Source organism: Budvicia aquatica DSM 5075 = ATCC 35567 (assembly GCF_000427805.1).
Classification (GTDB): Bacteria; Pseudomonadota; Gammaproteobacteria; order Enterobacterales; family Enterobacteriaceae; genus Budvicia; species Budvicia aquatica.
Genome location: NZ_ATYS01000002.1, coordinates 339921 through 353289 on the forward strand (window position 1 = coordinate 339921; position 13369 = coordinate 353289).

The following is a 13369-nucleotide window of genomic DNA, read 5'->3' on the forward strand; positions in this document are numbered from 1 at the left end:
ACGCGCCGATGCTTTGAAGTGACTGTCTATTTCAAACGTTACAGCATGCTTTTCGCCATGGTGATTTGTTTGCGCACTGTCTCCGGTGCCGTTCCGCCATAGGACTGTCTGGCGCCGACCGATGCTTCTAGCGTAATGTCGTCGTAGATGTCGTTTTCAATTTGAGGATGGAAGGTTTGGTATTCGGCCAGCGTCAGTTGGTTAAGCTTCTTGTCGTGTTTAACACAGTGATTGACCACGCTACCTACCACATGGTGGGCATCGCGGAAAGGAATCCCTTTGCGAACCAGATAGTCGGCCATATCGGTTGCGGTTGAAAAGCCTTTATCTGCCGCATCCCGGGTTTTATCTTCATTGATTTTCATTTTTTCAATCATGGGAGCAATGATTTTAAGGCCTGTTTGTAAGGTATCCATCGAGTCGTAAACGGTCTCTTTGTCTTCACTCATATCGGTGTTGTAAGAGAGAGGAAGGCCTTTCATGATGGTCAGTATCGCCATTAAGTTACCGTAAACGCGCCCGCTTTTGCCGCGCATTTTTTCGGCCACGTCAGGGTTTTTCTTCTGCGGCATAATGCTTGAACCGGTACAGAAATCGTCAGACAGTTCGATAAACTTAAAGTCCTGGCTGGAGAACAGCACCAGTTCTTCTGAAATACGCGTCAGGTGCATAAAGCACATGGCGGCCGTGGCATTGAACTCAATCATATGATCACGATCGCTCACCGAATCGATGCTGTTTGGCGTCGGTTCATCAAACCCCAGCTCTTTTGCCGTGAACTCACGATCGATAGGGAAGGTGGTACCCGCCAGAGCCGCAGCCCCTAACGGGCATTGTCCCATACGGCGGTAGAGATCGTTAAAGCGAGTGTAGTCGCGCTGTAGCATCCAAAAGTAAGCCATGATCCAATGAGGAAACAGAATCGGCTGGCCGGTTTGTAGGTGAGTATAGCCCGGCATAATGATATTAAAGTTTTGCTCTGCTTTAGCGATGATAGTGGCTTGCAATGCGCGAATATTTTGTTGGATCTCCAGAATAGTGGCCCGCATATGCATTTTGGAATCGAGCGTTGTTTGGTCGTTGCGGCTTCTGCCGGTATGAAGCTTGCCGCCTACCGGCCCAACAATTTCAGTCATCCTTTTTTCGATCGCCATATGAATATCTTCATCAGCGGTGCTGAAAACAAACTGACCATTCTCAATTTCTTGTTCGACCTGCTTAAGCCCGTTAATGATGGTGTCAGCATCGCTTTGACTGATGATGTTCTGACGCCCCAGCATGGTGGCGTGAGCAATACTGCCTTTTATATCGAACGGGCAGAGTCTTTGCTCAATCATGATTGTCGCATTGAACGCTTCCACCAGTTTGTTAGTTGGCAGGTCAAATCTTCCGCCCCATAGTTTTGATGACATAGTGTATTTTCCTTATTAGATGATTTTTTATAAAACGAACGGCATGGGTAAAGACTACAACTTATAATCATATTGTCGACAATTGAATTATAAAAATCGACAATATGGATCACAAAATCGACAAGAAAATTTTTGAGATGGGGAGACTTCAGTGTGATAAGAACCATACGATGGTGGGTGGTTTGATAAGTATTTCTTTAATAAGTGACTCAGCTATCAATGTGTCGTTGATGATTGGGCTTGTTAATGATTTGCAGGTATAGTTCTTATAAATCAAGCTACAGCGGAGTTTTTATGAGAGGAATAACTTGTGTGTTGGTATTAGTCGCGGCCTGTTTAACGATATCTGGCTGTGCAAGGCCTTTTGGACCGACACCTTATACGTTTGATCAATCCCTCTTAACTCAGAAGCAAGATACTAAGCAAAGTAAAATTACTGTTCACCGGTCAGTACAAGTTCGTGGAAATCTGAGTGGTGATAATTGTAAGACGCTTGTATTTATTAATGATACGAAAGCTGCTGCCCTCGCTCAAAACAAATATGTCGTTCTGTATCTCGATGTCGGTGAATATAAACTAAGAGTGACCGGTGAATGTAATCCAGAATCTGAATGGTTCGAGATGGGACAAATCCTGCATATAGTTTCGGATGGCTCTGAGCAAGTATATGAAACCGAAGTTGATGCGTTTAGTCGGGTTAGAATGTCGAGGACACATTAGGAATTGGTGAGCTATGTGGTACGGAATATATCTGCTTTATCTGTATTTCTAAGCATAGATTAATTATAAATATCAAAAACATGAATGATATTTGAAGGTAAGAATGAGTTCTTCATTCTCTCTGGTACGGAGTAGCTGATTGAGAATGTGTGAGTCAATAGCGCTAGCCATTTAAACGGCTTATACAAGACCCTCCTGCTGACGATAACTAAGTCAACCGGAGGGTGTTAACATCATAATATTTAATTAAAAAATAGAGTGTCGGTTTAGGCGAGTTTTCTTTTAGTGTGCGTTTTAGAGATGCTCGCTAACGGGGGACGGTCGCCAATATTGCGGATGCTTTGGGTTATGCGACAGCCAGCAATTTTATGGCGATGTTTAGGCGAAATTTTGGTGATTCACCGGGGCGGTATTTTTCTAAGCAACAGCGGCTGTAGTTTGGGGTTGAGCTTATTACCCTGATTCTAATAATTGATGGGCTTTATGCTTTCGGTTTTCTAATAACATTTTGTGCAGAGTTGAATTAGCAGGCCCGTGCCGAGGGAAACTTAAAAGGCTAACCGGAGCCAGCTTTATCAATACTATTTTTGACTACATGGTATATAGCCATAAAAAAGAATGTTGATGAGATGTAGGTCTTAATAGCAATATTAGGGTTTATACTTACGATATATCAATGAGGGCATCATTTTCTTACCGCAGAGATAGTCTTCTGTTCCCAATGGGAGTATTACTTACTCTGTAATAAGCCATAGTAGCTCGATTATCGACTTTCTATTCGGTTAATCGGGTTTGTCTGCCGATGAGATAGATTATATCTCAACGGCAGAGTTCTTTGTGCATATAAGAGACATGATAAACAGGCTTGATTGTTGTTTATTCCTTATGCTGTATGGGCTAGTGTGGCCTCAAGTTTGAACGTTGCAATTTCTTGACTCAAGTAGAATAAATTAAGATTTAATCTAATAGCTGGCTACCTATTTTATCAATTCATGTACCTACTGAAACTTAGTGTTGAGCATGATTAATCATCCAATGTCAGAAAGCGACTTAGACTATCTCTAAGGCGGCATTAGGGGCTTTGATTATCGCTTTGTGACTCGATGGTGAGGTTCAGGCCACTGTCGTATTATCTGAATCAATGACGTTATTCACACCAACGTTTATATATTGAAAATTATGTTGATTGTGGCGAGTGAATATCAGTATTAGGGAGCATGCGGTGGTAAATAAAATTCAAGTTGGAATAAGTGCTTGTTTATTGGGTGAAAATGTGAGGTTTGATGGTGGGCATAAACGTCTTGCATTTGCGGTCGAAGAGTTGTCGCCTTTTGTTCAATTTTGTCCAGTGTGTCCTGAAATGGCGTTGGGTTTATCGTCCCCTCGTCCAGCTTTACGTTTAGTCAAAACTGAGCCTAACGACACGAAGTTACAATTTAGCCGCGATCCTAAAGAAGATCTTACGGTTCCTATGCGACACTTTGCAACCCAGAAAATAGCCAGCCTGTTGCATTTGAGTGGTTATATCGTATGTGCCAAATCGCCAAGCTGTGGTATGGAGCGTGTAAGAGTTTATGAGTCTGATAGTACGAACAGTAGTAAGAATGGAGTAGGTATTTTCACTCAGGAATTAATGCGTAACATGCCATGGTTACCCATTGAGGAAGATGGCCGTTTATGCGATCCGGCTCTTCGTGAAAATTTTATTGCTCGAATTTTTGCATTACATGAATTAAATCAATTATGTGAAACTCATTTGACCCGCGCTAGCCTGATTTCTTTTCATAGCCGCTATAAACTGTTATTACTGTCATATTGTCAGCGCCAATACTATGAATTAGGGCGATTTGTGGCGGGTATTGGGCAATGGGACTCGTTAGATGATTTTGTCTATGAATATCGTCATCTCTTGATGACGTTGATGAGTAATCAAGCATCACGACAGGGACATACTAATGTTTTACAACATGTGCAAGGTTACTTTAGCCATCGTCTGACATCCTCGCAACGCAGCGAGTTAACCCTCTTAATTGAACATTATCGTCAAGGCTATCAGCCTCTGTTATCTCCGATTACGCTGTTGAAACACTACTTAGCGCAATATCCTGATGTGTATCTATCTCAACAGCGTTACTTTGATCCTTATCCTGAAATTTTGCGTCTGCGATATGGTGTTTAAGCGTGATTAAATACTGAAGGTAAAATATCACTAAATAAATAATGATGATTCAGACTGTTGTGCTGTTGGTGTATTAAGTGTGATTTTTTACAGATTGAAAAAAACGATTCGGACAAAACAAAAATTATCCGAGTAAGAGTGAAAAACGTAAAATTGGGGCATTAAAAATGCAAGAAAGCAAAGTCAACATAAACCGAATTCACTCTTTGTATGAATCATTGGTCAAGAGGCATACTTCTCTTGATAGCACTTTTCACACTATTCTCAATGAAGGGATGAAAGCCTTTAACCTGTCGTTGGGAATTATAAGTCAGATAGACGGTGACAGCTATGCTCTGCTTGCAGTCTCACCTGAAGGTAAAGATCTTTCAGCAGGTCAGGTTTTTGAATTAAAAAACACCTATTGCCACCGTGTGGTGAGTGAAAAAAAAATAATCAGCATTGAGCATGCGGGATCGGATCCTGATTTTAATACGCATCCGGTCTATATTGGTATGAAACTTGAGAGCTACATCTCTGCACCAATTTGGATAAGAGAAAAAGTATGGGGTACCCTTAATTTTTCTTCAACTCAGATAAAAGAAGTTTCTTTTTCTAAAGATGATCATGAGTTCATCAGTTTAATGGCTGATGGCATTGGTTCATTAATTGAGATGAATCTATTAAGCGTTGAAAAAGAAGACGTTATTTCAGCGCTAAGTAAAAATAACGACATTCTCGAAAGCATTTTTGAAAACTCAACCATTGGTATGGCACTGGTCTCTCCTTCTGGCCAATGGGTGAAAGTCAACAACTCCTTGACCCATATGCTGGGGTATACTGAAGACTATCTGCTTTCCATTAACTTTCAAAATATCACTCACCCTGATGATTTAACTTTAGATTTACAGCAATTAGATTCGCTTGCTCAAGGGAATATTCCGTTCTATCAATTGGAAAAAAGGTATCTCACAGCATCTGAAAATTATATCTGGATTCTTCTGAGTGTCTCTTTAGTTCGAGAAGATAATGGTGATGTGAAATATTATATTGCTCAGATTCAAAGCATTGATGAGCGTAAAAAAATGGAAATGGAACTCAAAAATCAGAAAGAGGCTCTACATGAGGCCAATATTATTCTGGAGCGAATGGCCACAGAAGACACTCTGACGGAAATTGCTAATCGGCGAAAATTTATGCTCTGGTTTGAGAGTGAAATGACCCGACTGGAACGTCATCCAGTTCCTATATCAGTTGCACTTGCCGATATCGATTTTTTTAAATCGTATAATGATGACTATGGTCATCAGGAAGGCGATTTTGCCCTAAAAAGCATTGCCAAAAAACTTAGCCATACACTACGAGGCCAGGATAAAATTGCGCGGTTTGGCGGGGAGGAATTTATCTTACTTTTCCCTGAAACTGATGAGAAGGGCTGCCTTTTAGTCTGTGAAAAATTACGAAAAAGTGTTGAAAGCCTGAGCACTCTTAAAAGAACTGTCACTATTAGCATTGGTGGGGTGACATACTATCCTAAAGAAGGCGTGATTGTTCACTTTGATGATTTATTGAAAGTGGCAGACTCAAAACTCTACGAGGCGAAAAGATCGGGGCGAAATCAGGTAAAAGTGGTCAACTTAGCGGTCTATCAGGACTAGTTTCTTTTCTATTTTGATTTGGTCTGCCGTAGTCAATAAAACTGACCACGGCTTTAACGCTTCCCTAAAATAATCGCTCTGATTCATTGGGGGCTAGTCCGCCATTGTATTGGTGAGGTCTGAATTGGCTGTATTGACTATTTTTTACCTCTTCATGGTGGCGTTCAGATAAGCAACTCAGTGGGTCGAGCTGATCAAAAGTAATATGGATAAAATAGGTGGGGGCTTTTTAGGGTTAAATTCGATTAAATAAGTTGTTTTAACTTTGGGTTGGGTGATTTAATGTGTTGTTTTAATTAAATATTCTTTTAATTATTTTCAGTGGCGAGGTTTAAGCGGTGATTTTGAGGCTGGTTTGAGCGCGTTGTTGAACATGCGATGAATAGCGTTAAGCTAAATGAATATGAATGTGTAGTAAATGGTGTCACAGCCACTCAATAACGAAGATTTAACGGAGTTGTTGAGGTACATGTAAATCGTCTGAAGATATTGAAACGTCAGATGTATGCTGGTCGGGTTAAATCACTAATTGGACGAGGCCGACTAAGACAATGATACGCCATAGCCTCAGAGTGTTATCTAATCATTGAAATCAGTCAACCTGCAATCTAGTCAGCTATGCCTTCACTCGCCGTTGACCGATACTCCCTTGTTCTAAATTATTCCTACTCGGGTATCGGTACCTGCTTCTGGCCTTTACAGGCGGAGTACGGTGGGCCGATATCCAGCGAAAAGCAGCTTTAGTATGTACGTAAAATCATTCAGTTAACGTAACGGCTAAGAACGCCCTATTTAGGTATTAATCGCACAGCGCTACTCTGATTGTGAATATACAGGTCATCTATGCGGTAGTTCGCTGGTTTTTCATCGGCGTTCGGTTGATAGTCGCTCTGGGTTTGAGCATACGAATGTCGGTTTATCCGAACAGGTATATCAACACTGCCCCCTACATTAATTTGGAACCCACAGCGGTTGCTGCTATTGAAACCTTAAGGGGCTTTCTACCGAATGCACTCCCGTTGGTAAAAATGTTGATTGGCTCTGTCGATGTTGCGGCAATGATCACTATGGCGAGAAATACTGCCCGATCTGTCAGCGTGGAGAGAATATTTAGATCGCCCTTATTGGCAGGCAGGAAGCAGGCTGCCAGATGACCTTGACCGTTATACTCCTTAAATACCTAATGTCAGGCTGCACTGTGTTGGCAGTTAAACGTTTCTGGAGAATACTGGAGCATAAATATTATCGCTTAAAATGGTTTTTGATACTTAAGTCTTATTGCGTATATGCTTTCATTTTTAATGAAGAAAGTGCAATCAACACATTAAGAGCATTCCATTTATTTGTAAGTACTTTACCTTTTTAATTAATTAAATTCAATAACTATTTGATGATTATTTGTTTTTTTTATTTTTGGGGCTTTTGAACTCCAATTTAATTGATGTTTTTTATTTAAAAAATGATTGATTGTTAATTCTATATAATAGAGGATATTATATGCATTATATTTTTGCGTTTTTATATTGACCGATATAAGTCAAATTAGTGGAATCTAACCTGTTGTTTTTTTTGCGGGTTGCCCGTTTTTTAAGCAAAAAATTTTAATTATTAAATTGTTGGATATTGGCGTTGTATGTTTATCTGGCCTATAGAGTGCAATTTTTATCAATACAATTCTTTGACAAATATTCATTTGTTAAGAGGTTTATATGAACGCAGTTTTTAAAGTTATTTGGAATGCATCTTTGAGTTTATGGACTGCTGTTGGTGAGTTTGCTAAGGGAAAACAAAAAGCAAAAACAACCTGTCGATTTGCAACCTCAGCATTCTCTGTCCAGTTATTAGATAAGACGTTTTCTATCCGAATGGGTGTTCTGTCCGCCGCTATTATAGGGATTTTATCGAGTCAGTCTGCGTTTGCGATTAGTGCAACAGATTGTACAGCTATGGGTTCAAGTTGCGTTGCGGTTAGCACTGTTGCAGAATTTAATACGGCGCTAACGAGTGGCTCAGCAACTACTATTTTATTGCTGAATAATATTACGATGAATAGCAATGTCAGTGTAAACCAAGCGGCCAGTAACCGAAAAAATCTGGTTATTGACGGCGGTGGTTTTACGCTTTCAACAGGAGTTTTCTCGTTTGTATTTAGCGGTCAGACTAATGCCAGTTGGGGAGGGGCAGGATCTTTTACCTTGTCCAATATGGCAGCGCTAACTTCCTCACTGGCGGCAGGAAATACGGTTGTTTCCATGCTGGGGAACACCAGTTCGGTTGACATTGTTATCGATAATATTGGTAGTGTTACTGACAGCATGCTGGCCGTGCTGGGAAATATAGGGGCGGGTGGAACACCAAACCTAAATAGTCAGCTAATTTTGGGTAATTTTACCCAACCTATATCACTAACATTTGGGACCAACCATCAGTTGGCGCAGGCCAGCAATATCAAATTTACAGGGCATTTTGATTTAACAGCAACAACAGGTGCCTTCCCGGCTGTATTCTGGACCAATTCAGCTAATGCCAATAGTCTTATGCATTTTGGCAGCACAGCAGATGTTTCAATTACCACCCCTCTCTTTACCAATGGTTCTGGTGGAAATGGTTTCTACCAATATACGCTGGAAGATGGTGCAAAATTCGCTTTAAATTCAGGACAAAATATCTTTGGTTCTGATAATAATGGTGCTCAGATTGGCACCTATAACTCGGTTACCGGCTTTGGCAGCGGGGCGGTATTACAACTTGCGGCTCAGAATGGTGGTGCTTATGCCACGGGTAACGGGATTTCTAACGTTGGTGGCGGCAATACGGGTGGGATAGGGAATGGTATTACCCAAACTGGCGATGTAATCTACAATCTGGCTGCTGGATCTATATTAAACCTGACGGCCGGTACCGGTATTTTGGCGACTAAAACCGGGGCGACCAACAACAGCGGAATCTATATCAGTTCTGGTGCTGCCATTAATGCCGGTACCGCTGGTATTTCAGCCTCTCATGCCGGTAATGGTAATATCCTGCTGGAAAATAAAGCTGCGGGCATTATTACTGCGGTGACGGGAATGTCTGCAATCAATACCGGAACTGCGACGATTAAAGTTGCCAATAAAGGTATAATTAACAGTACCTCGGCGGGGATATCTGTTGCATCAACTTCGACACAAACCGTCAATGTTGATAATAGCAGTGGTACCATCAGTGCCTCTGCTGGCACAGGGATTAACGTACTGACCAATGCGTTGCTAAATTTGGTTGGTGGTACAATTAATGTTACTAACGCAGCTAATGGTTTAACTTTCGCCGGCACAAACAATCATTCGCTGGCTGATTTGATTATCAATCTGGGCGGCACTGGGCTTGCTTTCTCCAAAGCCGCTAACGCTAATTTGGCATTAAGCCACGTCACACTCAATACTGCCAACGGTACGGCGTTAAATACTCTGGCTGGTCTGACTTTTGCAAGCAGTGCAAATGGTCGTAATACTATTAATATCACTGGCAGTGGCACCGGGATTGCAACCACGAATGTGGCTCTGAGTGCATTAAATCCGACAGCATTGGATATCAACGTTTCCGGCGCTGGTACAGGGATCAATGTCAGCGGTGGTGGGGTAGATTTCTCCGGCGCGAATCTGAATATCAATGTCACGAACACTGGTGGTACCGGGTTACAGGTAACCGATGGTGCAGTCACTACGACGACGATTGGTACCAATACCCGAATCAACGCAACGGGTGCGACGGCTATCAATTTTACCGGAACCGCCGCCAAGATATTGAATAATAACGGTACCTTAAGTGGTACAGTTAATTTCGCTGGTGCAGCCGGTCATACCATTAATAATAATGGCATATTGAATGGTTCATTAATCACTGGCAGTGGTAATGATACTCTGACATTGGGCAGTACTTCACAAAGTAACGGTGTGATTAATCTGGGTGATGGCAATAATAACGTGGCCATCCAGAGTGGTGCTCAAGTGTCATCCATTACCACTGGTGTTGGTGATGACATTTTCACCATCAATAATATGACGGTGGGCAGTACTTATTTAGGCTCTTTGAATGCTGGCTCCGGTGACAACACCCTAAACTTCAATAACTCGACAAATTCTCTGGCCGCCGCTACGACGTTACAAGGCTTCAGTAATATCAATCTTATTGGCAGCCTGATAACGCTGGTTTCTGGCGGTAATGTGAGTGGGGGTATTATTAATATTGATGACAGCAGCCAACTACTTTTTGGCAGCACATTCAATAACACGCTGAATGCATCTTTAGGTCACGTTGCCGGTGGTGATGGCTCGGCCATCGTGAATAATGGTGCTAACGTATCATTAAATCAGGCGAATGCTTTTGCGGGGAATTGGCAAATTAATCAAGGGGGCACCCTGACTGCCAGCAATAGCAATCAACTGGGTACAACATCCATTACGCTGAACGGCACGTTAAACCTGAACGGAATGTTAACATCTAATAATGCGCTGACCGGTAACGGCACGCTGAATGTTGATACCGCCAATAATACCTTCAATTTTGGTGGTAATACCGGCACGGCATTTGCCGGCACGGTTGATATGAGTAACAGCAATTTTGTTCTCAACGGTAATAATACCAGTGCACTGCATAATGCACTATTTATCGCGTCTGCCGGTACCTCGGTAGGGGTAGATTCCGGCAATCAGGCGATAGGTGATTTTACCCTCAACGGTGGGATTGTTGGTTTTATCGATGGCAGCTTAATCAGTACCGACACCCTGGCCGTAACGGATAACAGTACCATTCGTGTTGATCCGACGCTCAGTACTGGCGGGAATTTACTGGATGAGGACACGGGGACTGCCGCTCAGTTAATTAGCAGCAGTAATACGCTGTCAGCGGCCGAACTGGCACAGTTGACACTGCAAGATATCTCCGGCAACAGTTTGGGTAACGGTACCCTTCAGAACGTTATTCAGGGGAGCAATACGGTTGCTCAGGCACTGTATAATTATGCTTTGTCGGGTAATGGGGGCGGCCTGAGTGTGACGACCCAACTGACGCAGTTGGCGTTAGCGAGCGGACAAAGCCTGACGCTGACCTCAGTGGGGGCAGTCAATTCAGATAATACGCTGTCGGCAAAACTGACTGCGGCAGGTAACCTGATTATCGGTGCCAATAACGGCACACTGACGCTGAGTAATTCAGCCAATGACTACACCGGGAGTACATCGGTGAATGGCGGTATTCTGAACCTGGGGAGCAACAATGCGCTGGGTCAGACATCGGCATTAAATACGGCAGCAGGAACCAATACCAATATCAATGGCCACAGCCAGACGGTGGGGGCACTGACCAACGCCGGTACCGTAACGCTGGGCAGCGGTGGTGCGTTGACCAGCGGTTTGCTTACCAACGGCAATATTCTTGATATTACGGGGGGCACGCTGAACCTGAATGCGGGCGGCACCTCAACGGCGACCGGCGGGTTAACCGGTAGCGGGACGCTGAATATCAACGGTGGTGACCTGGTGGTCAGTGCGGCCAACGGGAGTCTAGGCGGCCAGACCCATATTGCCAGTGGCGCCGCGGCGACCCTGACCGGGGCAGGTACGTTGGGCAGCAGTGCCATCACGGTGTCGGGTGATTTAAATCTGAACGGTGCTAACGCTGCCGTGGCCAANGTGCTAAGTGGCAANGGCGATATTAATACCAATGCGGCAGTGACCCTGACGGGTAATAACAGTTTTAGCGGCGCACACCATATTGGTGGGGCGGGGGCATTAACCGTGAGTCAGGCCGGTAACCTCGGGGCTTCGACGGCGACGGTCAATCTGGACAGCAATACGGCTCAGNTGGTACTAAACGGCGTCAGCGGCAGTATNGCNAACGAACTCAGCGGCGTGAGCGGTTCAACCATTGANATTGTCAATGGTGCTGATACTTCACTGAGTGCGGATAACAGTGACTTCCTCGGGCAGTATGCGCTGTCAGGNAACAGCACGTTAACGGTGGCTTCCACGGCCAATTTGGGCGCGGACTCCAACGTGGCGCTGGCCGGTACGCAGGACCGCCTGGTACTGGGGGGCTTTAGCGGTANCTTTGCCAATACTGTNAGCGGTAACGGNATCTTGCAGGTTGCTGATNGNGCNAGCGTTACCCTGACNGCGAGTCACGGGGTNGGCAGTACGGTGACGGTCGATATCGCCGATGCCACGNTNACGCTGGCCGATATCGCGTTATTCAACCATGCGCTGACNGGTAACGGCACGCTGAATGTGNCGAAGAACGACGCCAGTACGGCATTTGATTTCGGCTCTGCGGTGGGCAGTGGGTTCAGCGGCATTGTGAATCTGACCAATTCGGTTTTTGCATTAAGCGCTAATAATACGGCCGCCCTGGCGAATGCCACACTGAAACTGTCGGCTGATAACGTGACCACGGTGGGTACCACCGATCGTACCTTGCATGGACTAGANCTGAGCGGCGGCACCTTGATTTTTGACGGTGCTGCACCNCAGTCACAGGCCAGCGGTGTAATTACGGTCACTGATTTGGCGTTGAGTANCGGCACCATCAGCGTGACTGGCACCGACAGCTGGAATAATGATAATCCGGTCGTTGCACCNAATTTATCAATCCTCGATCAAGATCGCGGCGATATTATGTTGGCGCTGATCAACGCCAATAACGTGAGCGGAAATGCCGATAATCTGGATTTGATGATTAACGGCACGGCCGTCACTTCAGGCTCGCAAGGGGTGCTGTCCACTATCGAGCAGGGCGGGACCACGGTGGCTAACGCGACTCATAACTACGGTCTGACCAGCAATAATGGTACCGGGGGGCATGGCCTGTATGTTAATTATGGTCTGAGTGCCCTAGAGTTGTTAACCGACGGTGCGGATGCCTTATTACTGGCAACAGACAGCAGTGCATCCTCAAATAAAGTGCTAAATGCTTTAGTTTCTGGTGCCGGTGGCTTGCAGGTCGATGGCAGCCAGGGNGCTTTAACGCTGGCGAATGGCAACAACAGCTATCGTGGTGCCACCACGATCAATGCCGGTGAACTGATCCTTGGGGCCAATAACGCCTTCGGTGAGAGCTCATTACTGAATATACTGAACGGGGCCAGAGCCAATATCAATGGCCACAGCCAGACGGTGGGGGCNCTGACCAACGCCGGTACCGTAACGCTGGGCAGCGGTGGTGCCTTGACCAGCGGTTTGCTTACCAACGGCAATATTATTGATATTACGGGAGGCACGCTGAACCTGAGTGCGGGCGGCACCTCAACGGCGACCGGCGGGTTAACCGGTAGCGGTACGCTGAATATCAACTGTGGTGACCTGGTGGTCAGTGCGGCCAACGGCAGTTTAGGCGGCCAGACCCATATTGCCAGTGGCGCCGCGGCGACCCTGACCGGGGCAGGTACG

The 13369-nt window shown here is 44.7% G+C and carries 7 protein-coding genes and 1 pseudogene; 7 read left to right on the plus strand and 1 reads right to left on the minus strand.

Going from position 1 to position 13369, the window contains the following annotated elements; genetic code table 11:
* Positions 1-38 precede the first annotated feature (38 nt).
* Positions 39-1412: an argininosuccinate lyase gene (argH, locus tag YWE_RS0103240; protein WP_029093226.1), complete on the minus strand. Its 1374-nt coding sequence runs from the start codon at positions 1410-1412 to the stop codon at positions 39-41.
* Positions 1413-1706: 294 nt separating this feature from the next.
* On the opposite strand from argH, the gene YWE_RS0103250 reads away from it, so the two are divergent.
* From YWE_RS0103250 to YWE_RS0103270, 7 genes and pseudogenes are all read left to right on the plus strand, one after another.
* Entirely contained in the window at positions 1707-2132 is a 426-nt protein-coding gene (locus YWE_RS0103250) for a hypothetical protein (protein WP_029093227.1), read from the plus strand.
* A 329-nt stretch (positions 2133-2461) separates the two neighbouring features.
* Positions 2462-2569 (plus strand): hypothetical protein, encoded by a 108-nt coding sequence (locus YWE_RS31730; protein ID WP_127526509.1) that lies wholly within the window; start codon positions 2462-2464, stop codon positions 2567-2569.
* Positions 2570-3354: 785 nt separating this feature from the next.
* Positions 3355-4311 (plus strand): YbgA family protein, encoded by a 957-nt coding sequence (locus YWE_RS0103255; protein WP_029093228.1) that lies wholly within the window; start codon positions 3355-3357, stop codon positions 4309-4311.
* 167 nt (positions 4312-4478) lie between these two features.
* Positions 4479-5948 (plus strand): sensor domain-containing diguanylate cyclase, encoded by a 1470-nt coding sequence (locus YWE_RS0103260; protein WP_029093229.1) that lies wholly within the window; start codon positions 4479-4481, stop codon positions 5946-5948.
* Positions 5949-6750: 802 nt separating this feature from the next.
* The gene (locus YWE_RS32255) at positions 6751-6903 is read left to right on the plus strand and encodes a DUF7828 domain-containing protein (protein ID WP_438358105.1); all 153 of its coding nucleotides are present in this window, start codon (positions 6751-6753) and stop codon (positions 6901-6903) included.
* 84 nt (positions 6904-6987) lie between these two features.
* A pseudogene (locus tag YWE_RS32260) lies at positions 6988-7062 on the plus strand (putative zinc ribbon protein); the annotation flags it as partial.
* 595 nt (positions 7063-7657) lie between these two features.
* The coding region (locus tag YWE_RS0103270; RefSeq protein WP_029093231.1) for an ESPR-type extended signal peptide-containing protein at positions 7658-13369 on the plus strand (5712 nt) is incomplete at its 3' end.

Excerpts from the sequence above, each read along its gene's own strand:
- YWE_RS0103250 (WP_029093227.1), top strand. The coding sequence starts at position 1,707 with ATGAGAGGAATAACTTGTGTGTTGGTATTAGTCGCGGCCTGTTTAACG.
- argH (WP_029093226.1), bottom strand. The coding sequence starts at position 1,412 with ATGTCATCAAAACTATGGGGCGGAAGATTTGACCTGCCAACTAACAAA.
- YWE_RS0103260 (WP_029093229.1), top strand. The coding sequence starts at position 4,479 with ATGCAAGAAAGCAAAGTCAACATAAACCGAATTCACTCTTTGTATGAA.